The sequence below is a fragment of the Pectinatus frisingensis genome (assembly GCF_015732285.1).
GTDB lineage: Bacteria > Bacillota > Negativicutes > Selenomonadales > Selenomonadaceae > Pectinatus > Pectinatus frisingensis.
This window is the reverse complement of sequence record NZ_WIQU01000022.1, coordinates 113,774-137,751: the sequence shown is the minus strand read 5'-3', so window position 1 is coordinate 137,751 and position 23,978 is coordinate 113,774. Positions and strand designations below refer to the sequence as shown.

Below are 23,978 nucleotides of genomic sequence, written 5' to 3'. Positions count from 1 at the left end.
ACTTGCCCCGTTTTTTCATAAAATTTCTATTTTCTTTTAGCCTTTGCCCAGCTGTCACGCAATCCGACCACCCGATTAAAAACAAGATGCTCTTTTCGTGAATCTTTGTCTACGCAAAAATAACCTTCTCGCAAAAATTGATATTTAGTCCCCTGCGATACCCAGGCCACTGAAGGTTCAATACGACACTCCGACAAAACTGTCAAGGAATTCGGGTTTAATGCCGTAATAAAATCCTTTTGATTATCAGCATCCGCTTTCAATAAATAATCATACAAGCGAACCTCCACCGGCAGCGATTCTTTCACCGACACCCAGTGCAGCGTCCCCTTTATTTTTCTGCTGGCAGTTGCTCCGCCGCGTTTTGATTCAGGATCATAGGTGCAATGCAGCTCAACGACATTGCCATCAGTGTCTTTTATAACTTCATTACATTTTATAATATAAGCATATTTCAACCGAACCTCACCTTCCGGTTTTAAACGGAAAAACTTTTTGGGTGCATTTTCCATAAAATCAGCTTGTTCAATATAAATTTCCCTGGTGAATGGAACATAACGCGTTCCATCACTATCCGGTCTATTTTCCGCCAATAAATCCTCTCGTTTATCCGCAGGAAAATTTGTTATTACTACTTTTAACGGATGAAGCACTGCCATCACCCGATTTGCTTTCTTATTCAAGTCTTCCCGTACACAATGTTCCAGCATGGCAATATCAACCAAACTGTTGCTTTTAGCCACACCAATCTGCTCACAAAAATCACGTATGGATGCTGCTGTATAGCCTCTGCGCCTAAATCCTGAAATTGTCGGCATGCGTGGATCATCCCATCCCGAAACATAATTTCCCTCCACTAACTGACGCAGCTTACGCTTACTCATAACAGTATTGGTTAAATTTAAACGGGCAAATTCAATCTGTTTCGGCCTGGAGTTGATGTCAAACCCCAAGCTTTCCAATAACCAATTGTATAACGGACGATGTTCTTCAAATTCTAAAGTGCATATAGAATGGGTTATCCCCTCAATAGCATCAGAAAGTGGATGCGCAAAATCATACATTGGATAAATACACCATTTTTCGCCTGTACGATGATGAGGTGTATGTGATATCCGATAAATGATTGGATCTCTCATAGTAATATTGGGAGAAGCCATATTGATTTTAGCGCGCAGCACTTTCGCCCCATCAGCAAATTCACCATTCTTCATTCGCCCGAATAAATCAATATTCTCTTCGACACTGCGATCACGGTAAGGACTTTTTATACCAGGTTCAGTTAATGTACCGCGATATTCTTTGATTTGCTCAGCGTTCAAATCACAGACATAAGCCTTGCCGCGCTTTATCAACTCAACAGCAAAATCATATAATTTGTCAAAATAATTTGAAGCATAAAACATCCTGTCATCCCAGGAAAATCCGAGCCACTTTACATCTTCCTGTATAGAATCCACATACTCAATATCTTCTTTAGTCGGATTAGTATCATCAAACCGCAGATTACACAGTCCCTTATATTTTTGCGCTGTTCCAAAATTTATACAGATCGATTTAGCATGACCAATATGCAGATATCCGTTCGGTTCCGGTGGAAACCTTGTGTGTATCCCATCAGCATATTTACCATCCTTTAAATCTTCATCAATAATATTATGAATAAAATTTGGCAAAAAATTTACATTTTCCGGCATTAAATATCCCTCATTACAAATTTATTTAAAGCAATAACTGTCATACTACATTGTACTTTTTCTCATTATCTTCCTCAGCAGAACATTAAGGCACGGCAATTGCCGCATTAAATGAGCTGGCTATTGTATTGATTATCATGAACCGCAAAAACGCAATAATCTGCAAGTGAACTATCGCTTTGCATTAGCTTTGTTTCTATATAATTATGTAAAACGGTAAATCCCTTTTGCATATCATCAGTCTGCGGCAGACTATTGATAATTTCATCAACATATCCATGATTGACTATTTTTTGCAGCGTCCAAGTGAAGTTTATATCATATAACCATAATAACCGAACCAGCTTACGATCATTTTGCGTACGCATTTTACGGTAATCACATTGCCCGCCTGTTTGAAATTGTCTGATAAACTCATCACTGCACGGTTCCAGATCATTTTGGGTCAAATATGGACGCAAAACACGAAAAATATCAAGCTTGTCAGCATCACGAATAAATTTAGCAAAATACAGCGCTTTTTTATCATCAGTTATCTCGATCTGTTTGGCATTATGATTTTTTACAGCAAATTTTATCAACCGGCGCTCCTGCTCACTCAACGCCTGAATACAAGCAAGATTCTGCATGACCTGAATTCCCAGCAGTGCGTGATTTTCCGACGCAGCATCATTAAAAGTCCTATACACTGCGAACTGATGAAATCGGCCTACATCATGAAATAATGCAATAATTTTAGCCAAAAGTGTATCATGTTGGTTAAGTTTTAAATGGTCTGCCAGTTGCTCAGCTATCTTTACTACCTGCATAGTATGCTTTTCTTTAATTAATATTCCCTCTTGTATACTTTGATCAGCACTGTAAAATGATTTCATGTAATTTTTCATCCAATTAAGCATTTCCTGCCATTGTTCATTGGATAATTGCTGATTTTTATTCGACAATTTTAAATATCTCCTCTTATGATTAAAGGTACATTTATTATATCATAATTGTGCAGATGGTGAAACAAACAAAAAAAAGACCGGTATACACCGATCTATAAATACAATAAGAATGAAACCTCTTATACTTCTCCTTTTAAGTGAGCCAATTCAGCCTGATTCTCCTGATAATACCACCGCACCGATTTACCAATGGCGCATCGTATGGCATCAAGTTTTCCCTGCAGTGCTAATTTCTTTAGCCGCATGGCATCAAATCCATTGATTGATAGATAACTAGCCGAAATAAACCCTCCCCTTTTCAAAGTATTACGATAGATTGTACTATCTCTTCGGTCTACTACAACTTGCCTTATCGCCATCAAATCACCCCATTAATGTTATGCAGGTATAGGCTGGTGACATGCTCCTGCTTCTCACTGTTCATTAAAGCAGGGCTTCTCGTTCGATACAGCTAATGCCGTCAGCCGAAACGAGCTAACTCCGTGTGTCCCACGGTTTTTAGCATGACAATTATCTTTAAATGAAATATTAATCGCCATAACTAAACAAATTACATTATTTATTATATAGTATTTCTAAAAAATTGTACAGCTGTAAATTGTAAAAATTAGTTTAATAAAATAAATCATTTCACTATTTGATTTATTTTGATTGACTATGAGTTACTTTGATTGTATAATTTACTTGAAATGAGGGATAAAAATGTTAGCAGCACAACGGTACGCCAAAATCATTCAATTATTAAATCATAAGCAGTCAGTAAGCGTTGCAGAATTATCTAAACTTTTACAGGCATCAGAGGCAACTGTACGACGTGATATAAACGTTTTGCATACCAAAGGTTCACTGATAAAAGTATACGGTGGAGCAATGTCTGCCGAAGATTACACTACCACTGAAGATAAAGTTGAAATTAGGAAAACTGTCCATGTCAGTGAAAAAGAATTAATTGCCATTACCGCTGCCAAACTTATAAAAGCAAAAGATATCGTTTACATTGATGCAGGAACTACCACGGAACTATTATTGAAATATCTTCAGGAAAAAGATGCCGTTTACATAACTAATGATGCTTCACATGCCGTACAACTGATCAGTCATGGTTTTACCACTACAATAATCGGTGGCACTATGAAACTTGTGACTTATGCGACAGTTGGCGCCTCCGCCGTAGAAAATCTCCGCCGTTATAACTTTACTATCGGTTTCTTCGGTACGAACGGCGTAAGTATCAAAGCCGGTCTCACCACTCCTACTGACGAAGAAGCTATGATGAAGGAAACCGCAATAAACCATTGCAAAAAAGCTTATATATTAGCTGATAATTCCAAATTCGGTAAAATTACTCCTTTTAGTTTTTCTTCACTGGATAAAGTCACGGTAATCACTAATAAACAACCTGATGAAACATATGCGCATTATGACATTGTTGTTGCCGGATAATTATTGTCCGAATTCCCCGTAACCACAGTTACGCTTCCCCAATCGAAAGGAGTCATCATGATATATACTGTTACTTTTAATCCTTCCCTTGACTATATAGTCCGCCTTGATTCTTTCAATACCGGTCGAATAAATCGTTTAAAATACGAAAAAATACTTTGCGGCGGTAAGGGAATAAATGTATCCATCGTTTTAAAAAATCTGGGAGTTGCCAGTATAACTTCCGGTTTCACCGCCGGTTTTACCGGTAGAGAAATTGAACGACAATTAAAAAACGATTTTCACTGCACTTGCGATTTTATAAATTTAACTCATGGTAATTCTCGTATAAACGTAAAAATAAAAGCTGATATGGAAACAGAAATAAACGGACAAGGTCCAAATATTCCACCACAGGCTATCGATGCATTATTTGATAAATTGGATTCCCTACAGTCTAATGATTATCTTGTTCTTGCCGGCAGCATCCCCAGCTTTTTACCTAATAATATTTACGAAAAAATTCTACAGCGTCTGACAGATAAGCAAATAAATTTTGTTGTAGATGCCGAAGGGAAATTACTGCTCAATGTCCTCGAATATAAACCGTTTTTAATTAAGCCTAATAACCATGAATTGAGCGGTATATTTAATAAAGAATTAACTTCCACCGATGAACTAATTAAACATGCATCTATACTGCAGCAACGCGGTGCCCGTAATATACTCATCTCCCGCGGCAGCAAGGGAGCAATTTTATTAACACAGGACGGGGATTGTCTGACAGCACCGGCTCCAATCGGCAAACTTGTCAATTCTGTTGGTGCCGGTGATTCGATGGTCGCTGGATTTCTTGCCGGTTATATTTACTCCGGTGATTACAAAACAGCTTTTCGCATGGGAATAGCTGCTGGTTCAGCATCTGCTTTTTCTGACAATCTAGCTACAAAAGCTGAAGTAAACGCTTTAATGCAAAATATAATTATTTAATTTTTAGGGGGTACATCAATGAGAATCACAGATCTATTAAAAAAAGACGGCATCCTGCTTAATGCCCAACCATCTAATAAAAATGAAGCAATAGACATCTTGGTCGAACTCATGGACAAAACAGGTATATTAACAGACAAAGCTGCTTATAAAAAAGCCGTATTAGACAGAGAAGCTTCCGGCACCACCGGTCTTGGTGACGGGATTGCAACACCACATGCTAAGAGTAATGCAGTAAAAACAGCCGGACTGACTGCAATGGTCGTAAAAGGCGGTGTTGATTTTGCTTCATTGGATAATCGCCCGGCACGGCTTTTTTTCCTTATCGCCGCACCAAAATCAGCTGATGATGAACACTTGAAAATGCTCAGTATGCTTGCTGCCATGCTTATGGACAATGATTTTAAAGAAGCTTTGATCCATGCAGAAACAGCAGATGAATTTCTCAGACTAATTGATGAAAAAGAATCGCAAAAAACTGCTGTAAAACTGGCAGTACCCAGTAAGGGATCATACGATGTGCTGGCAGTAACGGCATGTCCTACTGGAATTGCCCATACTTATATGGCAGCAGAAAGCCTCGAACAACATGCCCAAAAACGTAATATAAAAATAAAAGTGGAAACAGAAGGCTCTGGCGGTACAAAAGACACATTAAGCCCTGCTGAAATAAAGACAGCTAAATGTATCATTATAGCTGCTGATAAAAATGTCCCTATGGCGAGATTCAATGGTCGTCCCGTACTAATAACCAAAGTATCTGATGGAATTAACAAAGCTGATGAACTTTTGGATACAGCATTAAGCGGTAAAGTACCAATTTATCGCCATGACGAAGACACCTATGAAGCACCTTCTTCCGAATCAGAATCAGTCGGCCGCCAGATATATAAGCATTTGATGAATGGTGTTTCACACATGCTGCCATTTGTCGTAGGCGGTGGTATTTTGATTGCTTTGGCATTTTTAGTTGATCCTTTTGATCCGGCCAATCCGGCTAATTTTGGCTCGAACACTCCACTAGCAGCCTTTTTCAAAGGAATTGGCGGCGTATCTTTCGGTTTTATGCTGCCGGTTTTATCTGGATTTATTGCTATGAGCATTGCCGACAGACCCGGGCTTGTTGCCGGATTTGTTGGTGGAGCGATGGCCAACTCAGGCGGTTCAGGTTTTCTAGGTGCTTTATTGGCTGGTTTTGCTGCCGGATATATCATTATCGGCCTAAAAAGAATTTGCACGGTATTACCTGATTCATTAGAAGGTATAAAAACTATTCTTATTTATCCATTATTCGGTGTATTATTAATGGGCATTCTCATTCAATTTATTATTAATCCACCTGTAAGTGCTTTAAATGCCTGGCTCATCGACACATTAAAAAACATGGACATGAGCAGTCGCATATTGATTGGTGCCATATTAGGCGGCATGATGTCTGTTGATATGGGAGGTCCTGTCAATAAAGCCGCTTATGTTATCGGCACCGGCATGCTGGCCAGCGGTGAATACGGTATAATGGCTTCAGTCATGGCCGGTGGAATGGTACCGCCCTTAGCCATTGCTCTGTGCAGCACATTCTTTAAAAATCGTTTTACGGAAAACGAACGTAAATCCGCTGTCAGTAATTATGTAATGGGCCTGTCCTTTATCACCGAAGGAGCTATTCCTTTTGCCGCCAGTGATCCGCTGCGCGTACTGCCATCTTGTATAATCGGTTCAGCAACAGCCGGCGCTTTATCAATGGCTTTTTCCTGCACTCTGCGCGCACCGCATGGAGGAATCTTCGTAGTACCCACTATCGGTAATCCACTAATGTATATTTTATCTATATTAATTGGTTCTATAGTTGGAATGGCAATTTTAGCCGCATTAAAAAAACCTCTTAAAAACTGAACTTATCACAATTCAGACAGCAAAAAATAAATGTTTATTATACTTTTTTTTCAATAAATCAATATTTACCGGGTCTAGGTACTATGCAATATCAATTTGGTTTGATGGACAACCTGCCCTATTCTTCCTGCCTTATATGTAGGCTTTGTTTATCGGACCGGAGATTTGCCCTTGGTTTATTTTAAATTCCGCCTTGCAATAGACAGTTATATGCTTAGCACTATTAACCTGCACTCGGAACTTTCACCCATTAATGCGCCTATGCTGGGCGCACTCAATTTAAAAATAAAGCAGGAGAAATGAGAATTACTCATTTCTCCTGCTTTATTTTTAAACCATCAAGTATTATCAGTACTTTATAATGGACATTCTCACAAAATGGAACTGGCAGACTGCTAAACGATGCTGCCTGGAATATAGAATGAAACATTTCCGTAATTACTTCAGCCGGAATATCCCTGCGGAATTCACCGGTTTCCTGTCCCTTTTTTATAATACCGTCAAATATGTATTTAAACAATGGCGCTGCACCGCTTTCGTGTTCAAAATCACGCGGCAGTGCACTTTTATCGGCCGCTTTCATAAATAATGGCAGAACAAAACGATTTTTATCAAGCAATGCTGCCGTTTCCGTGACAACAGTCTCAAGAATACCGGCATAGGTTTTTTGTGTGCGGGAAATCGAAGAAAATGAACTGCGAATATCTTCTGCCAACTGGTTTAATAAATCTTTCAGCAAGCTTTCCTTGGAGTCAAAATAATTATAAAAAGTCCCCAACCCAAGTTTGGCTTCTTTCATTATATCTGCAATAGATGTTTCAGCCAGTCCATTTTCAGCAAATAATCGCGTTGCTGACTCAATTATGGTCTTTTTAGATTGAATTTTTTTGCTTTCCCGTTTAGTCAATTTTTCCTGCATTTTTATTCCTCATTTATTCTCACCAGATAAATACTCTCTTTAATAATGCACTTTATATCAAATATTCGCCGTCAATCATCAATGAACGTCAACTTACTAAAAGCTTCCAAAAAAAGATTATATTTGTTATCTATTTTATCTGCGTCTTGTCCAGTTACCGCCACTCGCATAAAAGTCGTATTAAACACAATAAACGCATTATAGAATACATCATATTCTTTAGTGTCCAATATTGCCGCCATCAATTGAATCTGCTTTGCGCAAGCATGCGCCTGACAAATATATGCTAAAACCAAAGAATCAGCCGGTTCATTTTTAATTCCGTATATATTCATGGCAGCTTTGACATTGCAGACACATGAATTAGTAAATTTCCTAAATAATTTAACTTGATCTTTTATTAATGATTTATCCATCTAACTAATACCTCTTATAAAATCCCGGCAGCTAACCTTATTGCCACTTCGTCCTCCGGCATACTAAATTGTATAACCAGTTTAACAAAACAGTTGCCCTTTTATTTTTACTGCAAATAAATTTTTAATAGTTATTGCTATCTCCATATTATATTACTTATATTACACTTCCCAGCAAAGCAACAGCCTTGCCAAGAATACGTATATCGCTGCAATTATTTCTGTTAAACTCCATTGGCTTATACTTAGGATTCTCTGAACGTAGTTGAATCATGCTGCCATATTTATACACCCGCTTCAAAGTAGTGCTGTCATCTATCAGTACGGCAGCAATCTCTCCGTCATTCACTTCTGCCTGTTCGCGAATAAAAACAATATCTCCATCATATATTCTGGCGTTTATCATACTGTCACCTGAAATACGCAGACAAAAATCAGCCTTTATATTATCACAGCACGGAATATATTCATCAAAGTCCTGCACCGCTAAAATAGGCCTCCCGGCAGCTATACGCCCTATCAACGGAATTTTTCTCACTGAGTCATTATCAGCATTCTTAACCTGTGATGATAACTGCATTCCCCAAAAATGTTCCGGTGGAATATTCAAAGCAGCAGCGATTTTTAAGACATTTTTTTGTTTAGGTTCATAACTGCCTGACAAGTATTCACATATTGAAGATTTGTTTATCCCTGTAACACGTGATAATTTAGTTTGGTTTATTCCTGCAGCAATCATATACTCATGCAGTTTTTCGGAAAAATCAGTCATAGTTTAAACCTCCAGTTTTTATTTAGTATACTTAATATGTTCGGAAAAATCAACAATAAACAGCAATAAAAAATTCATAAAGATGAAAAAAGACTTGCCAAAATTTACCTTATATTGTATTATTGTCTATAAAGATTTCCGAACATTTTATTTAACAAAACTAAACGTCAATATAACGAGGAGGATTTTGTAATGAAACATCTAGGTTACAGCCGTATCATCAAAGCAAAAGATTTACGGGTATTGGCACGCTATGCAGCAATTGCTGCCTGCATCAAACCCTACATAAAAGATACAAAGATACATGTGGACTGGTATAAGATAAAATCAGCCTGATCTACTAATTTTTATGTTTTTTCTGCTGTGGATAAAGTATTATATTATCACCATCACGTTTCAATTTAATTTGATATTCAATAATTCCCTTTTTGTAAAAATCAATTTTTAGTTTTAAAAGTTCTTTATTCAACGCAGTTGTAAGCTCGTCATCAATATAAGTAGCTTTAGTTTCTGTCACTCGTTTTCTTTTTTGAATATTATTATCATCAAATTCATCAGCTAAATCAAATAATGATCTGGTTGACTTATGCTCTTTACAATCTCTAAGCATATCAGTGTCTGATAACCCCTTAGGTATTTTTGTCATTTCAATCATCCCTTTTCAAAAATTTTTCCCACATTACAATAAGAAGTCCAATTACAGCGGTTATCAGCAGACTGCAGGCTGCAAATGTTCCTATAATAATGAAAAAATCTTTATCGGTTATAATCTTCCCATAAAAATTCAACTGTCCATTATCCAAACCTTCTACTAAAGGAAAATATATGGCACCGGCGATAATATTGAGTGCTGTAAAAAGAAAAAGTTCACTCCATATTGGCAAATTTCTAAAGATAAATAAAAGCAACAGCCACATTACAACAGCGATAAACGCTGTTTTTTCAAAAATATAAAACATCGTTCCGATAAAATCAGTGGACAAAAGTGTCTTCGCATCAATATTTTTATTTGCCTGATCAGAAGCCTGGTCCTTTCCAGTTTCTTCTGCTTCTGCCGTTGCGTCATTATCCGTCTGTTTGTCAGTATCATCATGTTTAATATATTTATTATTTTTTATTTTGTCAGAACCAGTTTTATCATCTGAAGAATTATTCTTATCTGCCGATGCCGCATTATCAGCGGATTTTTTGTCATTGTCTTTTGCTGATCTTGCATGATCATTAATTTCAGCTGATATTTTATCTGTATCAATACCCTTTATTTCCGGCAGCTGTGGTGCCGGAACGGCAGGAGGCTGTGGAATCTGAATATCGGGTGGATTCATTTCAGGCAAGCGCACTTCTGCCTGAGCACTATTTGATAATATGGCGCCGACCAATAAAACACTCCCATACCAAATTATTTTTTCCACAAAACCAACTATATTTTTTTCACGAAAGACGGTTTTTAAAATCATCATAGCCAAAACGCTTCACAATTTTTATTTGTCCATCCTTTTTTAGCACAGCTATCGTCGGTAAGGGAATGCCATTAAAAGTATTATTTTTTACCATTGAATAAATAGCCATGTCACAAAAGACAACTTTATCTCCGACCGATAATGGTTTATCGAAGGAATATGAACCGATAATATCCCCGGCAAGACAGGTAGCTCCTCCTAATGTGTAAGTATAAGCTTTTTTATTCGGCAATGCCGCACCAACTACATCCGGCCGATATGGCATTTCAATTACATCCGGCATATGGCAGGCTGCTGATGCATCAAGGATGGCAATATCACGTTTATTATGGATTAGTTCCAACACTTCGGCAGTCAGAAAACCGGTATTCAATGCCACAGCCTCGCCCGGTTCGAGATAAATTGACAAATTATATTTTTGCTGCAAATGACGAATCAATTTTACCAACAAATCCATATCATACCCCCTGCGGGTAAGTAATTGTCCGCCGCCTAAATTAAGCCATTTCATCTTGTGTAAATAAGCACCGAATTTTTCTTCTACCACTGATAAGGTTGCAGCTAAATCTTCTGAGCCTTGTTCGCATAACGTATGAAAGTGTAATCCACTGATACCATCGATGTCATCGGCTGCAAAATTATCCAGTGTTATCCCCAATCGTGAACCTTCAGCACAAGGATCATAGATGGCATGTTTCTGTGTTGAATATTCGGGATTAATGCGCAAACCACACTCACAACCAGCTGCCAAAGCAATCTGCTTAAATTTATCCCACTGAGAAAAAGAATTAAAAACAATATGACCGCAGATGGCTGCTATTTCAGGAAAATCTTTTTCATTATATGCAGGAGAAAAAATATGGTTTTCCCCTGTTAGATATTCATGTGCCAGCTTAGCTTCATAAAGGCCGCTGGAAGTAGAACCCGCCAAATATCTATCAATAAGTGGATAACAATAGAACATGGAAAATGCCTTTTGTGCTAAAAGAATCTTACAATCGGCCTTCTGTTGTAATTTTGCCAGTAATTTCAAATTTTTTTCCAATAAATCTTCGCAAACTACATAGCAGGGTGAAGGCAGCTGTTGAATTTTTGCCAATACTTGTTCATTCAAAATAATCACCCATTATTGTATTCTTTAATTATTTTATAAACTGTAAGGTGTACCACTGTCAAATCTGCGACAGCGATACCATCACATATCTGACTATATACTTAATCTACAAGAACCGGATTAAAATCTTCCCTCCACGGCAGTCCCCATTTGTTAAGTGCCGCCATAAAGGGATCCGGATCAAATTCCTCAACATTATAGACACCGGGACGCTGCCAAGTACCATTCATTACCAGCATAGTGCCTATCATCGCTGGCACACCCGTTGTATATGATACTGCCTGTGATCCGACCTCTCTATAACATTCCTGATGATCACAAATATTATATAAATAATAATGCTTTTCTTTGCCGGCTTTTTTACCAGTAAAAATACAACCTATGTTAGTTTTTCCCACTGTACGTGGACCGAGACTTGCCGGATCAGGTAATACTGCTTTTAAAAATTGTAATGGCACAATCTGTCTGCCTTCAAAATCAATGGGTTCAATCGAAGTCATGCCTACATCCTGCAAACATTGCAAGTGTGTCAAATAACTTTTTCCAAAGGTCATAAAAAAACGTATTCGCTTTATTCCCTTAATATTTTGTCCTAATGATTCCAGTTCTTCATGATGCAGCAAGTACATATCCTTATCACCGATTTCAGTAAAATTATATACTTTTTTTATCTGCATCGGTTTTGTTTCAATCCATTTACCATCTTCCCAATAACTGCCATTGGCTGTTACTTCACGGATGTTTATTTCCGGATTAAAATTGGTCGCAAACGGATACCCGTGGTCACCACCATTGCAATCCAATATATCAATATAATTTATTTCATCAAATTGATGTTTCAGCGCATAAGCGCTGAATACGCCGGTAACTCCAGGGTCGAAACCACTGCCCAGTAAAGCCGTTATTCCAGCATTTTTAAATTTATCACGATATGCCCATTGCCATTTATATTCAAACTTAGCCGTTTCCAGCGGTTCATAGTTTGCCGTATCAACATAATGTGTCTTTGTCGCCAAACATGCATCCATTATCGTTAAATCCTGATATGGAAGTGCCAGATTCAAAACCACATCAGGTTTATATTCAGTTATTAAATTTATTAACTGCTCAGTCGAATCAGCATTCACCTGCGCGGTTAAAATCTTAGTCTTTCCACCGGAAAGTTTTTGCTGCAACGCATCACATTTACTTTTTGTCCGACTGGCAATCATAATTTCATCAAAAGCAGCACTATTTTGACAACATTTATGAATGGCTACATTGGCTACTCCGCCACAACCGATAATCATTGCTTTTCCCACGAAAAGGACCTCCTTTTTCTTATTACTTCGTCATATGCTATATAGTATAACAAAAAAAACTTTGCTTGTATGTATGTGCTGATAATATTTACATTACCACACAGATATTATATTATTTGTTAAATACTGTTATCCCAATAAACAGCAGTAATCCTATTCCCCCACCAACAATTGAACCATTCATGCGAATCCAGATAAGGTCTGTCTTTGTTTTGGCATATACCAACTCATTGAGCTGTGCATCACTCATATTGGCAATTGCGCGGCGAACGATATTACCGATCATTCCTTGAGCCTGAAGTGCAGAACGACCAACAATGTCATTAATAAAATTATTAATGAGTTTTTTTACCAGAAAATTATCATGCAGGTCACGCAAAAACAAATTGACTGCCTGTGACAACAACTCTACTACGTCTTTTTTTAGCGGGCTGTCCATCTGACTGAACTGTCCTTGAATGTTTTTTATGCCGGCTGTGATTAAAGAATTCAAAACCATTGGAGACAATGCAGCTGCTTTCACTTCGGCAGCTGCATCCGACCAAATGTTCTGCACTAAAACGTCATCTACTGTAGCATTCATGATTGACAACAGTCTTTTGTGAATGCTGCTGCCGTTATCTGGAATCTGCCCAATAAGCGGCAATATTTTGTTTTGTATTAAAGCAGCGCATTCTCTATTATTAATAACATCCAATACGCCTCCCAGCGAAAACAAAAACGATGACATCCCAGATTTAAATTTTTTATCGGCAAGTTTTTTCAGTTGGGCTTCCAAATAAACCAGCCCATCCTCTCCGGACAACTTATCATAAACCAATGCGGAAAGTTTTTCCAACAATATATTTTTCCACATATCCTGTCTCAGATATTTTCTACCCAGACTGTCAATATCTATTATTTTAACAAAATCCTTATTTTTATGAATAAAAACAGTCAGCTTTTCTGCCGTTTGATTTGCATCAAGCAACAGTAATTTTTGTTGTAACCAGTCTGCTCCCCTCACAGCCGCCATATTACAACGTTCATCATTCATAAATAAGATCAGCTGCTCTGAGGCATTAAATTGTTTCAAATGATTAAAAATATTTTTGCGGGAAAAAAACTGTTCCTGCGCTAACTGAATGGTTGCCTTGGTAAAAGCCTCCCGCCGTCTCGGCAATATAGCCGTATGCCAGGGAATACCAAGCGGTTTTCTGAAAAGTGCCGTAACCGCAAACCAGTCAGCAATGCCACCGACTAAAGCCGCTTCCAGGCAAAAAAGCAATCCACGTGTAAATACATTTTCATAATGGGTCTTTATCACTAAGACAATAATAAACATACCGGCAACTGTAATTAAAGTCTTATCGGCACGATTAAATTTCTTCATTAACTGTAAATCCTTTCTGCCAAATAAGCCGCCATATATAAAACCATCCCGGCAATACCACCAACCAACGATCCATTTATGCGAATCATCTGCAAGTCATTGCCAACATGGTTTTCCACCAATATAATAAAACTTTCTGTTGAATAACTATTAAGCTTGTCTTTTATCATTTGTAAAATAACAGATGAATGGGCTTTGATAAAATTGCTTAATCTTTCCTTCAGCCAAGTATCAAAATGTTTTTGTGCCTTATAATCTGCACTAAAACCCGTCAGTACAGCATCAGCATACTCAGTAATTTCCCTGGCAACGTCCTTGCCGACATTTCCACTTTGGCGACAATAATGCTGCAATTTTTTTAAAATAACTTCTACAGCCGATTTTTGCACTAATTTTTTTTCCATTTCAGATAAAATTTTATCATATTTACCGGATGATATATTTTGAGGCAGTGTGATTTTCAGCCACTGCTGTAATTTTTGCCGCTGCGGACTTTTTTCATTTTTCAATTCGGCACAGTTCGAAAGAAATTTTCTATCAATATTTTGCATTAATGTAACATCATTTATATCAAACATGGCAATGGCCATTTCACGTAATGTCGATCCTTGTTTATAATTTTCAATAATATCATGCAATATCGGCTGCAAAATACTTTTAACTTCCGTGTCGCTTGTCAATTTTCTGGCAAATATATCCAGTACAGCAATAAATCTATTTATTTGTCCATCATTGGCGGAAATTTTTATTAATTCCACAAGCGCCGGTTTAAATAATTGAGTATTCTTATATTTGGATAAAATACAGGCAAACTTATCAGTCCATACATCATAACCGGTATTTTGGATAATCTCATTAACCAAAGCATTTATTGTATCTTCCAAGCGTTTTTTACCGCCTAATTTATCAAAATATTCTATAACCATTTTTGCCATATTATAGCGTACAATATCCTTCATTATATTATCTATGCTTAAAAGATCCAACCCGATAAAACTGATTATTTCATCCATTATCCGCTGCCTGTTGCGTGGTAAAATAGCTGTACGCCATGAAATACCCAAAGGCTTTTTAAAAATAGCCGTGACTGCAAACCAATCGGCAAGACCACCGATTGTTGCCGCTAAAAAACCGTTATGCAGCAGACTAAGGATAAAACTGCTTTCATTCATCGTAACCAATGCACCGATCGCCATAATTATCAACACAATTGTAGCTTGTGATTTCCTTTTCATAAACTCTCCCCACATTATCGATAGTATGATATTTATTTTAGCACATATTTAAATTCATGTGTGCGGAACAACAGATATTCTTAGCACATTTCATAGACAAATAAGCTGTGTCATGCTAAAATATAGCATATATATGATAGATTAAATATTGTTCATTAGGAGGGTTATTGCTTGAAATTAGCTATTTTAATGATAATAGATGCCATTATTGCTGTCTGTCTGATCGCTTCAGTTTTGATGCAGGAAGGCAAAAGTGCCGGTCTTGGTGGACTTTCCGGTGAAACAGATACAGTATTCAGCAGAAAAGCCCGCGGTCTTGATGCCTTATTAGCAAAGGCAACTGTCTTCTTCGCCATTTTATTTGGAGTCATTACTTTAGTGATAGCAAAAATGACTGCCTGAAAATATTCTCTATCATATGATAGAGAATATTTTTTTAATATGATAGTATCACTGCCTGATAAGTTTTTTACCATTTAAGCAATGCACTATCAATAATAAATAGCAAAATTTGCTGTAATCAAATTCAACTATCATATTTTTGAAGAGGTGTCGACAATGATCCTGCATGGAGCGGAGCCGTTTTTTTTAGCCGGCAGCAAAAAAGGAATCCTTTTAGTGCACGGTTTTACAGGTTCACCTTCAGAAATGCTTTTATTGGGAAAATATCTCAATTACATTGGTTACACTGTAATGGCTGTCCGACTTTGCGGACACGGTACAAACCCTGAGGATATGGCTCGCATGAAATGGCGCGATTGGTATGCTTCTGTCTGTGATGGTTATCATTTACTTAAAAACTACTGTAAAGATATTTATATTATAGGTTTATCTATGGGAGGAGCGTTGTCACTTCTTTTAAGCATTGATTTTCCTGTAAAGAAAGCAGCATCTTTGAGCACTCCTATTTTCATCGCCGCACAACGTGGTCTTGATATGCTGCCGCCACGACATTTATCCAATGATATTTATATCCCCAAGATACGGCATCTGCCAAACAATATACCGGCTATATGTAACGTCGGCTACAAAAAAATGCCGCTGATATGCGTACACGAACTGCTTGATTGCATCCAATATCTGAAAAAAAACCTAAAACGCGTGAAGATACCCGTTTTAGTAGTTCAAAGCAGTAATGATCACACTGTTGACAACAAAAGCGGTCGATATATATATAACAAAATAGAAAGTCAGGATAAACAATTTTTGCAATTAAGCAAATCAGGGCACTTGGTTATATTGGATACGGAAAGAAAAATTGTTTTTGAACGGATAAAACAATTTCTGGCAAAATAAATTTAATAAATCTTTAGCATTGCTGAAGATGAGGGGTAAACATGGAACTACGCAAACGCATTTTAGATTATATGGAAAACAAGGCTTCCCGACCGGTAAGTGAAGAAGATATTGCTGAAGGATTACAGCTTAATAATGAAGACCTAATCCAGCTATTTACTATTCTGGATGAATTGGAACAGGAAGGCTGCATTGTGCGCAATCGCAATGATTTATATGGGCTGCCCAGACTCATGAATTTAGTAATTGGTCGTTTGGCAATGAACAGCAAGGGATTTGGCTTTATCATCCCAAGTGACGCCGCTGAACAAGAACAAGGTGATGTATTTGTTCCCGCACCACAACTAAATTCAGCTATGAATAACGACCGGGTCATCGCCCGGTTAAACGATACGGCTGCCGACGGACGTTCCCGTGAAGGTGAAATTGTCCGCATTCTCGAGCATGCCAACAGACAAATCGTCGGAACTTTTGAAAAAAGTGTTTCATTTGGTTTCGTCACTCCTGATGACAGTAAATTAAAACAAGACATATTTGTCCACAGACGTAATTTTAATGGTGCCGCAGTGGGTACAAAAGTTATAGTGGAAATAACTAAATGGGCTCACAAAGGCCATAATCCCGAAGGTAAAATAATAAAAGTATTAGGTAAAACAGATGATCCCGGCATAGATATATTGTCAGTGATTTATCAATATGACCTGCCGCTCGATTTTCCTGAAACTGTCAAAACAGCTTCGGCAAAAATTCCACTGACGATCAAAGAAAGTGACTGCAAAAACCGTCGCGATCGTCGTAATTTCCCAATCGTCACCATTGATGGTGACGATGCCAAAGACTTGGATGACGGCGTATATGCAACAAAAAAAACAAACGGTAATTTTTTGTTGGGTGTATATATTGCCGATGTAAGTCATTATGTACAAGAAAATTCTCCGCTGGATCTGGAAGCACGTAGACGCGGCACCAGTGTTTACCTTGTTGACCGTGTTATTCCGATGCTGCCGACACGTCTATCTAATGGTATATGCAGTCTTAATGCCGGCGAAGATCGCTTATCGATGGCCGCCGAAATGGAAATAAACACCGAGGGCACAGTAATCTCATATGAAATTTTTCCCACTGTAATCCATGTAGCCAGACGTCTGACATATAATATTGTCAACAAAATCCTTGTCGATAAAGATGACCATTTCATTGCCGACAATGGCGACATTCTGCCTTTGCTGCATACTTTGCGGGAATTGCGCGGTATTTTACGCCAGCGACGCGTCAAACGCGGATCAATTGATTTTAATATTCCTGAAATAAAAGTAGTCCTTAACAAAAAAGGCCTTCCAATCTCCTTATTAAAACGCAGCGGCTCATTAGGGGAGTCAATAATTGAAGAATGCATGCTTGTCGCCAATGAAACTGTTGCCGAACACATGACAATGAAAAAAACTCCCTTTATTTACCGTATCCACGAACAGCCAGATAGTGAAAAGATAAAGACCTTAAATGAGTTACTCAGCACCTTTAACCTTTATATAAACAAAAACAGCAAAACGGGACTGATTGAACCCAAGTCGATCCAGCATGTCCTAAATGAAGTTGCCGGTAAACCAGAAGAACGGATAATCTCAGCAATAGCACTGAGAACAATGCAGCAAGCCCGCTATTCGGCTGATAATGCCGGTCATTTTGGCTTAGCCGCAAAATTCTATACTCATTTCACGTCACCGATTCGTCGCTATCCTGATCTTATCGTGCATCGTCTGTTATCTGAACTCTTACCAACAGGAAAAATAAGCACTGCACGAACCGAACAATTAAAAAAGGTATTGCCAGAAATTGCCTTAAACGCATCGACACGGGAACGTGTCGCTGCTGATGCGGAACGAGACACAGTAGACATGAAAAAAATTGAATATATGGCTCAATTCGTTAATGCTGAATTTACCGGCGTCATAAGCGGTGTCACTGCTTTCGGTTTATTCGTCGAGCTCGATAATGGCGTAGAAGGACTCGTTCATGTATCAAGCATGGCCAATGATTATTATGAATACGCGGAAAACCAATACGCCTTGATTGGACAGCGCACTAACAAAGTCTACCGCATTGGTGATCAGGTTACGGTAATACTAATGCGGGCTGATATAAAAGAACGCATAATAGATTTTATTTTAAAAGATAACGGCATATACAATCAACTTAATATCAAACAGAAAAACCATCAAAAAAATCCAAAGAAAAATACCACTAAAAATAAAAAACAGCAGCCAACGATTGCAAATCCATCATCAAAACATTCACACAATACACCGTTACAGCACGCCAAAAGGAACAGGCGGAAAAAAGATAAACGAAAAAATCCGGCCGTTGCCAAAAAACAGGTTGGCAAACATTAATTTCAGTTCTTTCTGGCAATTGAGGCTGCATACAATAAAATATCTGACAAAGTCTCAGGCAAATGACATAATGGAGGACACTGAATAATGGGAACAAAAAATGGCAAGTTGAAAATAGTCTGCGAAAATAGAAAAGCATGGCATGATTATTTTATCCTGGAAAAATATGAAGCAGGAATTGCTCTTGTCGGTACAGAAGTAAAATCACTGCGTGAAGGGAAAGCTAATTTAAAGGATAGTTTTGTCATAATAAAAAACGGCGAGGCAATTTTGGAAAATGTTCATATCAGTCCTTACGAACATGGTAATATTTTTAATCATGATCCCCTGCGAGCCAGGAAACTTTTATTGCACAAAACTGAAATAACCAGATTGTTCAGCAAAACACAAGAAAAAGGATTAACTTTAGTACCCTTAAAAATATATTTTACCAAAGGCCGCGCCAAAGTAGAAATAGCACTGGCATCTGGTAAAAAGAACTATGACAAACGCCGGGTAATTGCCGAAAAAACAGCTAAACGTGAAATTGACCGGGCTTTGAGAGAAAGACAAAAATATTAACATCTAATGACATATTATGTAAAATAGAATTATTACAATTTTTGACATGCTCCCCATTAAGAGAACAATTAAAAACAATGATTTTTTCTATCGCCAGCCTGACATCGGTTGGCGATATTTTTTATGATGCCAATCTATAATGATCATGGTGTACCATTGGTGTTATTATATTTGACCTGCATTGCAGATGTCGATTATTGTAGTAATTTATATAATCAGCTATAATATCCATTAAATTATTTCTAGTAGTAGAATGTGATTGTTATGATATATTTCATGCTTCAAAATTTTCAAAAATTATTTCATTAGTCCATTGTTGATGCAGTGGGCATATATTTATTCATATGATAATCTAACAGGTATAAAATTGGGGTTTTGTATATTGATAATTTATTTTTCTATTGAATATTTACACTGCTTTTTTCAGATATAGAAATACCCCCTTATAGGCCTGTTATATTTCAGTATCCTATAAGGGGGTGGTGACATAATGCAACAACCTTATTTTTATATACAACAAAAATATATTACTTTTTTAATAACTTTTAGCAATCAACCGGCGGTGTTCCCATCTGGCGATAAGTGATAAGCTATAGTTTAACATGAAATATATCAAAGCCACACATCCCATTATAACAAACAAATGACTGGTATCACTATAACGCCCGATCAAGATCATACTGCGGCCTGTAAGTTCTTCAGTACCCACTGCCCAAACAAAAGAAGAATCTTTTATTACAGTAGTGAATTGTGATACCATAGGTGGAATAATATTACGATATGCCTGCGGCAAAATTATATGGTATACGATTTGCCACTTATTCATCCCCTGAGAAAGTGCAGCTTCAAATTGCCCCTTAGGAACAGAGTTAATTCCGCCACGAACAATCTCAGCCATGATAGCTCCGGTAAAAACAGACATTGCCAGTATCCCCGACATAGTTGGCGGCAGAGGTGTCATAAACCGTGCTATCAATACGCACAGCAGACACGGTATATTACGCACTATATCCACATACAAGCCGCCTAATTGTGCCAGCAATGGCAGTTTTAGATAACGTACTATGCCAATCAGAGTTCCCAGAACAACACTGAATATTATTGAGAAAAAACCTATTTCCAAGGTAACCTTGAATCCGCCCATTAAAAATAGAAAGTTGTTCATTTCGAATAAATCTGCCATTCGTTACACCTCAGCTTCCTTTTCAAGTTTACCTATATATTTGCTGAGAGCGAAACAGATTATCCAATAACAGGCACCTGTTACAACGTATGCCGGACCATAATACATATTGCTGCCGGACCACGAGTCAGCCTGATACATCAAATCTCCACCAGCGATCATTGCCAGTACAGATGTATTTTTTACAAGATTTATTGCCTGGTTCGCCATAGCGGGAAGCATTATTTTTTTTGATTGCGGTAACACTATATACCACATAGCCTGCCAGTAATTAAATCCCTGTGACACAGCTGCCTCAACCTGCCCTCTGGGAACCGACAAGATCGCCCCGCGCACAGCTTCGGCCATGTAGGCACCGGTATAAAGTCCCACACCGATGATGCCAATAAGTAAAACCGGCATCATCACATGAATATGCGGCAATGCGTTATAAATAAATATTACTTGTATTACTAGTGGTGTATTTTGAAAAAATTCAACGTATACGCGATTTATTACTTTGACTATCTTATTAGGAAAGACACCGGCAACACCAAAAATTATTCCTAATATAATTGATAGAATAAGCGCACCAATTACTACTTCCAATGTAGTAGTCAATCCGTCAATAAATATATCACGTGCGTCAAACAACGCCTGCCATTTATAAATTGCAAACGGATTATTGACATCCATTACTTGTTAAGCTTCCATTTCGCCAAAAGTTTATCCATTTCGCCGGAGTCTTTCATTTCTTGAAAAGTGTCATTTATTATCTTAGCTAAGGCTTCATTACCTTTTTTAGTCGCCGCACCATATTCCTGCGGAGCAAACTTATCCGGCAGAATTTTCGTTTGATCATCAACATAACCTGCCAAATTAGACGTATCCATAGCATATGCTGCTGCCCGGCCCGACATTAAAGCAGCCTTGCATTCAGGATAAGTGGGAAATTCAGCAAATTTCACTTCAATACCGGCAGCCTTTGCTGCATCTTCAACAGCCTTCCTTGTTGTAGCCCCCTGTGGAACTGCAATAGTCTTGCCATTTAAATCCTTTAAAGAATTTATATTGTCAGATTGCTTAACTAACAAACCCACAGGATCAGTATAATATGGATCACTGAAATTATACTGTTTCTTCCGTTCATCATTAATCGTATATGTTGCGATAACCGCATCCAATTCACCGCTGTCAAGCAATGGGCCACGGGTTTTGGCAACTACGGGAGTAAACTCAACTTTTGACGGATCGTTAAAAATCTTTTTGGCTACGGCATGAGCCAGGTCAACTTCAAATCCTTCCAATTCACCAGTATCAGGATTTTTATAACCAAACAACGGCACATCAACTTTAGTCCCAATTTTAATGTAACCGCGATCCTTAATCGTCTGCATTATATCGCCTGAAGCTGAGGAAGAAGAACTCGAATTAGACGCGCTTTCTCCGCCGCATCCAGCGGCTAATAAGGAGAATGTAGTCATTGCAGTTAATGCCAATACAGTTAATTTTTTCTTTGATAATAACATAGCTGTAACCTCCTGATTTATATTATAAACTAATTAAATTAAAGAATTTTGCTCAAAAATTGCTGAGTCCGTTCATTCTGAGGATTTTCAAAAAAAGCCTTCGGCGTTCCCGTTTCCAATATCTGTCCGTCAGCCATAAAAATAACATGATCGGCCACTTCACGGGCGAATCCCATTTCATGTGTAACACATACCATAGTAATGCCACTGTGCGCTAAATCCACCATTACATCAAGTACTTCTTTAATCATCTCAGGATCTAATGCCGATGTAGGCTCATCAAATAACATTATTTTAGGATGCATATTCAGCGCCCTGGCTATCGCCACACGCTGCTGCTGACCACCGGAAAGCTGTGTCGGATATGCATAAGCCTTATCCTTTAAACCCACTCTTTCTAAAAATTCCAATCCGGTTTTTTCTGCTTCAGTTCTTTTTTTACCCTGCACCAGAATGGGAGCTATCGTTAAATTTTCCAAGACAGTTTTATGAGGATATAAATTAAACTGTTGAAAAACCATAGCAGCTTCCTGCCGGATTTTTTTCAGCTGTCCTTTAGATTTTGTCAAATTGATACCGTCAACGACCACTTCACCGCTATCCGGTTTTTCCAATTGATTTATACAGCGAATCATCGTGCTTTTTCCGGACCCGCTGGGTCCGATAATTACAACTTTTTCGCCGGCATTTACGTGCAGATTTATATCCTTGAGCACATGATTATCACCAAAGTACTTATTTACACCACTTAGGTGTATCATATTCTACCGCCTCCTTTTTAAGTATAAAAAAAGCGCCCAGACCGACAAAAGGTCACAGCGCCATTGCTTATGAATGAGTTAAGTATAAAGCATTAAATAAATTTTGTCAACATGTTAATCTATATTAAAAATATTAATAAATTAATATTTTTAATATAGAAAAAGCATTATAAAAAAATTTTACAGTTAATATTTTTTGCTTAAATGTTTCATCAGTAAAAATTTTATCAGTATCTGCAATAAACATCATAATTAACAACCACTTTCTGTCCATACTGCTAAAAATATTTCAAAAAAAAGAGAGAAGTAAAACTTCTCTCTCCGAATTCTTTATGGAGGCGACACCCAGACTTGAACTGGGGAATAAAGGTTTTGCAGACCTCTGCCTTACCACTTGGCTATGTCGCCGCTGGAACGTATATTATTATATATACTTTAAATGGACTTGTCAACAATTTTTAGGAAAACATTCTAAATAAAACAAGAATTGGCTGCAAATATTAAAAATATCACAAAAATATATTCATATTACTTTTCTTTTCTTAAAAGTCATAAATATATTCAATTTTATCTTAAGAGATTTAATATATCGTAAATTCATAAGTATTTAATAAATTTTCTAATATAAAATACATTTATATCAATGACTATGTATTATTGCAGAGCAAACATTTCATTGTCATCTATTATTGCTCTTACATACTGGTAAAGAAGGGGTTTGCGTAGTAAAATGATAATCAA

At 37.6% G+C, this 23,978-nt stretch carries 24 protein-coding genes, 1 tRNA gene and 1 pseudogene; 8 read left to right on the top strand and 18 right to left on the bottom strand.

The features are described 5' to 3' along the window. Window positions 1-26 precede the first annotated feature (26 nt). From I6751_RS03625 to I6751_RS03615, 3 genes are all read right to left on the bottom strand, one after another. Window positions 27-1,697 (bottom strand): glutamine--tRNA ligase/YqeY domain fusion protein, encoded by a 1,671-nt coding sequence (locus tag I6751_RS03625; RefSeq protein WP_196591737.1) that lies wholly within the window; start codon window positions 1,695-1,697, stop codon window positions 27-29. A 107-nt stretch (window positions 1,698-1,804) separates the two neighbouring features. After that, entirely contained in the window at window positions 1,805-2,641 is an 837-nt protein-coding gene (locus I6751_RS03620) for an HD domain-containing protein (RefSeq protein WP_231037953.1), read from the bottom strand. Window positions 2,642-2,763: 122 nt separating this feature from the next. Beyond that, on the bottom strand, window positions 2,764-3,003 hold the full coding sequence (locus I6751_RS03615) for a hypothetical protein (protein ID WP_182188338.1): 240 nt from the start codon (window positions 3,001-3,003) through the stop codon (window positions 2,764-2,766). Window positions 3,004-3,346: 343 nt separating this feature from the next. Here I6751_RS03615 and I6751_RS03610 point away from each other — a divergent pair, with 343 nt between their 5' ends. Genes I6751_RS03610 through I6751_RS03600 form a run of 3 tightly spaced genes read left to right on the top strand, consistent with a single transcriptional unit; the run spans window position 3,347 to window position 6,949 of the window. Continuing rightward, window positions 3,347-4,087 (top strand): DeoR/GlpR family DNA-binding transcription regulator, encoded by a 741-nt coding sequence (locus tag I6751_RS03610; RefSeq protein ID WP_196591736.1) that lies wholly within the window; start codon window positions 3,347-3,349, stop codon window positions 4,085-4,087. A gap of 57 nt (window positions 4,088-4,144) precedes the next feature. Beyond that, window positions 4,145-5,056 (top strand): 1-phosphofructokinase, encoded by a 912-nt coding sequence (pfkB, locus tag I6751_RS03605; RefSeq protein WP_196591735.1) that lies wholly within the window; start codon window positions 4,145-4,147, stop codon window positions 5,054-5,056. Window positions 5,057-5,074: 18 nt separating this feature from the next. Then, entirely contained in the window at window positions 5,075-6,949 is a 1,875-nt protein-coding gene (locus I6751_RS03600; protein ID WP_196591734.1) for a PTS fructose transporter subunit IIABC, read from the top strand. A 310-nt stretch (window positions 6,950-7,259) separates the two neighbouring features. On the opposite strand, the gene I6751_RS03595 is transcribed toward I6751_RS03600, so the two are convergent. From I6751_RS03595 to lexA, 3 genes are all read right to left on the bottom strand, one after another. Continuing rightward, window positions 7,260-7,868, bottom strand: a complete 609-nt coding sequence (locus I6751_RS03595; RefSeq protein ID WP_182188333.1) for a TetR/AcrR family transcriptional regulator — start codon at window positions 7,866-7,868, stop codon at window positions 7,260-7,262. A gap of 71 nt (window positions 7,869-7,939) precedes the next feature. Continuing rightward, window positions 7,940-8,284 carry a hypothetical protein gene (locus tag I6751_RS03590; RefSeq protein ID WP_182188332.1) on the bottom strand — a complete coding sequence of 115 codons (345 nt, stop codon included), beginning with the start codon at window positions 8,282-8,284 and terminating at the stop codon, window positions 7,940-7,942. 157 nt (window positions 8,285-8,441) lie between these two features. Next, window positions 8,442-9,056 carry a transcriptional repressor LexA gene (gene lexA, locus I6751_RS03585; protein WP_182188331.1) on the bottom strand — a complete coding sequence of 205 codons (615 nt, stop codon included), beginning with the start codon at window positions 9,054-9,056 and terminating at the stop codon, window positions 8,442-8,444. A 192-nt stretch (window positions 9,057-9,248) separates the two neighbouring features. Between lexA and I6751_RS03580 the strand changes: the two genes are divergently transcribed. Then, the gene (locus I6751_RS03580) at window positions 9,249-9,392 is read left to right on the top strand and encodes a hypothetical protein (protein WP_182188330.1); all 144 of its coding nucleotides are present in this window, start codon (window positions 9,249-9,251) and stop codon (window positions 9,390-9,392) included. Between the two features lie 4 nt (window positions 9,393-9,396). Here the strand turns inward: I6751_RS03580 and I6751_RS03575 are convergent, their stop codons facing one another. The 6 genes from I6751_RS03575 to I6751_RS03550 form a co-directional block, all read right to left on the bottom strand. Continuing rightward, entirely contained in the window at window positions 9,397-9,702 is a 306-nt protein-coding gene (locus tag I6751_RS03575; protein ID WP_196591733.1) for a hypothetical protein, read from the bottom strand. A 1-nt stretch (window position 9,703) separates the two neighbouring features. Next, window positions 9,704-10,516, bottom strand: a complete 813-nt coding sequence (locus I6751_RS03570; RefSeq protein ID WP_196591732.1) for a hypothetical protein — start codon at window positions 10,514-10,516, stop codon at window positions 9,704-9,706. Further along, window positions 10,488-11,630 carry a carboxynorspermidine decarboxylase gene (gene nspC, locus I6751_RS03565; protein ID WP_231037952.1) on the bottom strand — a complete coding sequence of 381 codons (1,143 nt, stop codon included), beginning with the start codon at window positions 11,628-11,630 and terminating at the stop codon, window positions 10,488-10,490. Before nspC ends, I6751_RS03570 begins: the two co-directional genes overlap by 29 nt. A gap of 101 nt (window positions 11,631-11,731) precedes the next feature. Beyond that, window positions 11,732-12,931: a saccharopine dehydrogenase family protein gene (locus I6751_RS03560; protein WP_196591731.1), complete on the bottom strand. Its 1,200-nt coding sequence runs from the start codon at window positions 12,929-12,931 to the stop codon at window positions 11,732-11,734. A 112-nt stretch (window positions 12,932-13,043) separates the two neighbouring features. Continuing rightward, window positions 13,044-14,303 carry a DUF445 family protein gene (locus tag I6751_RS03555; RefSeq protein WP_196591730.1) on the bottom strand — a complete coding sequence of 420 codons (1,260 nt, stop codon included), beginning with the start codon at window positions 14,301-14,303 and terminating at the stop codon, window positions 13,044-13,046. Further along, window positions 14,303-15,538 (bottom strand): DUF445 domain-containing protein, encoded by a 1,236-nt coding sequence (locus I6751_RS03550; protein ID WP_196591729.1) that lies wholly within the window; start codon window positions 15,536-15,538, stop codon window positions 14,303-14,305. The genes I6751_RS03555 and I6751_RS03550 overlap by 1 nt, the downstream gene beginning before the upstream one ends. 189 nt (window positions 15,539-15,727) lie before the next feature. Here I6751_RS03550 and secG point away from each other — a divergent pair, with 189 nt between their 5' ends. From secG to smpB, 4 genes are all read left to right on the top strand, one after another. Further along, window positions 15,728-15,940, top strand: coding sequence for a preprotein translocase subunit SecG (gene secG, locus I6751_RS03545; RefSeq protein WP_196591891.1), 213 nt, complete (start codon window positions 15,728-15,730; stop codon window positions 15,938-15,940). Window positions 15,941-16,096: 156 nt separating this feature from the next. Continuing rightward, complete coding sequence (locus I6751_RS03540; protein WP_196591728.1) at window positions 16,097-16,834, top strand: alpha/beta hydrolase; 738 nt, start codon at window positions 16,097-16,099, stop codon at window positions 16,832-16,834. Window positions 16,835-16,875: 41 nt separating this feature from the next. After that, window positions 16,876-19,224, top strand: a complete 2,349-nt coding sequence (gene rnr / locus I6751_RS03535; protein WP_196591727.1) for a ribonuclease R — start codon at window positions 16,876-16,878, stop codon at window positions 19,222-19,224. A gap of 87 nt (window positions 19,225-19,311) precedes the next feature. Next, a complete protein-coding gene (gene smpB / locus I6751_RS03530) occupies window positions 19,312-19,785 on the top strand; it encodes an SsrA-binding protein SmpB (RefSeq protein WP_196591726.1) in 474 nt (157 codons plus the stop codon). Between the two features lie 121 nt (window positions 19,786-19,906). Here smpB and I6751_RS14070 read toward each other — a convergent pair. From I6751_RS14070 to I6751_RS03505, 6 genes and pseudogenes are all read right to left on the bottom strand, one after another. Continuing rightward, window positions 19,907-20,029, bottom strand: a pseudogene (locus I6751_RS14070) (hypothetical protein); the annotation flags it as partial. A 291-nt stretch (window positions 20,030-20,320) separates the two neighbouring features. Then, window positions 20,321-20,968: an amino acid ABC transporter permease gene (locus I6751_RS03525; protein ID WP_182188319.1), complete on the bottom strand. Its 648-nt coding sequence runs from the start codon at window positions 20,966-20,968 to the stop codon at window positions 20,321-20,323. 3 nt (window positions 20,969-20,971) lie between these two features. Next, window positions 20,972-21,643 (bottom strand): amino acid ABC transporter permease, encoded by a 672-nt coding sequence (locus tag I6751_RS03520; protein ID WP_196591725.1) that lies wholly within the window; start codon window positions 21,641-21,643, stop codon window positions 20,972-20,974. Then, on the bottom strand, window positions 21,643-22,476 hold the full coding sequence (locus I6751_RS03515; RefSeq protein WP_182188317.1) for a transporter substrate-binding domain-containing protein: 834 nt from the start codon (window positions 22,474-22,476) through the stop codon (window positions 21,643-21,645). The genes I6751_RS03520 and I6751_RS03515 overlap by 1 nt, the downstream gene beginning before the upstream one ends. 38 nt (window positions 22,477-22,514) lie before the next feature. Beyond that, the gene (locus I6751_RS03510; RefSeq protein ID WP_182188316.1) at window positions 22,515-23,237 is read right to left on the bottom strand and encodes an amino acid ABC transporter ATP-binding protein; all 723 of its coding nucleotides are present in this window, start codon (window positions 23,235-23,237) and stop codon (window positions 22,515-22,517) included. A 333-nt stretch (window positions 23,238-23,570) separates the two neighbouring features. Beyond that, window positions 23,571-23,645: transfer RNA gene (locus tag I6751_RS03505), tRNA-Cys, on the bottom strand. Between the last annotated feature and the right edge of the window lie 333 nt (window positions 23,646-23,978).

Coding starts and splice junctions, on each gene's coding strand:
- I6751_RS03625 (WP_196591737.1), bottom strand. CDS start 1,697: ATGCCGGAAAATGTAAATTTTTTGCCAAATTTTATTCATAATATTATT.
- I6751_RS03615 (WP_182188338.1), bottom strand. CDS start 3,003: ATGGCGATAAGGCAAGTTGTAGTAGACCGAAGAGATAGTACAATCTAT.
- I6751_RS03610 (WP_196591736.1), top strand. CDS start 3,347: ATGTTAGCAGCACAACGGTACGCCAAAATCATTCAATTATTAAATCAT.
- pfkB (WP_196591735.1), top strand. CDS start 4,145: ATGATATATACTGTTACTTTTAATCCTTCCCTTGACTATATAGTCCGC.
- I6751_RS03600 (WP_196591734.1), top strand. CDS start 5,075: ATGAGAATCACAGATCTATTAAAAAAAGACGGCATCCTGCTTAATGCC.
- I6751_RS03595 (WP_182188333.1), bottom strand. CDS start 7,868: ATGCAGGAAAAATTGACTAAACGGGAAAGCAAAAAAATTCAATCTAAA.
- I6751_RS03590 (WP_182188332.1), bottom strand. CDS start 8,284: ATGGATAAATCATTAATAAAAGATCAAGTTAAATTATTTAGGAAATTT.
- lexA (WP_182188331.1), bottom strand. CDS start 9,056: ATGACTGATTTTTCCGAAAAACTGCATGAGTATATGATTGCTGCAGGA.
- I6751_RS03580 (WP_182188330.1), top strand. CDS start 9,249: ATGAAACATCTAGGTTACAGCCGTATCATCAAAGCAAAAGATTTACGG.
- I6751_RS03575 (WP_196591733.1), bottom strand. CDS start 9,702: ATGACAAAAATACCTAAGGGGTTATCAGACACTGATATGCTTAGAGAT.
- I6751_RS03570 (WP_196591732.1), bottom strand. CDS start 10,516: ATGATGATTTTAAAAACCGTCTTTCGTGAAAAAAATATAGTTGGTTTT.
- I6751_RS03555 (WP_196591730.1), bottom strand. CDS start 14,303: ATGAAGAAATTTAATCGTGCCGATAAGACTTTAATTACAGTTGCCGGT.
- I6751_RS03550 (WP_196591729.1), bottom strand. CDS start 15,538: ATGAAAAGGAAATCACAAGCTACAATTGTGTTGATAATTATGGCGATC.
- secG (WP_196591891.1), top strand. CDS start 15,728: ATGATAATAGATGCCATTATTGCTGTCTGTCTGATCGCTTCAGTTTTG.
- I6751_RS03540 (WP_196591728.1), top strand. CDS start 16,097: ATGATCCTGCATGGAGCGGAGCCGTTTTTTTTAGCCGGCAGCAAAAAA.
- rnr (WP_196591727.1), top strand. CDS start 16,876: ATGGAACTACGCAAACGCATTTTAGATTATATGGAAAACAAGGCTTCC.
- smpB (WP_196591726.1), top strand. CDS start 19,312: ATGGGAACAAAAAATGGCAAGTTGAAAATAGTCTGCGAAAATAGAAAA.
- I6751_RS03525 (WP_182188319.1), bottom strand. CDS start 20,968: ATGGCAGATTTATTCGAAATGAACAACTTTCTATTTTTAATGGGCGGA.
- I6751_RS03520 (WP_196591725.1), bottom strand. CDS start 21,643: ATGGATGTCAATAATCCGTTTGCAATTTATAAATGGCAGGCGTTGTTT.
- I6751_RS03515 (WP_182188317.1), bottom strand. CDS start 22,476: ATGTTATTATCAAAGAAAAAATTAACTGTATTGGCATTAACTGCAATG.
- I6751_RS03510 (WP_182188316.1), bottom strand. CDS start 23,237: ATGATACACCTAAGTGGTGTAAATAAGTACTTTGGTGATAATCATGTG.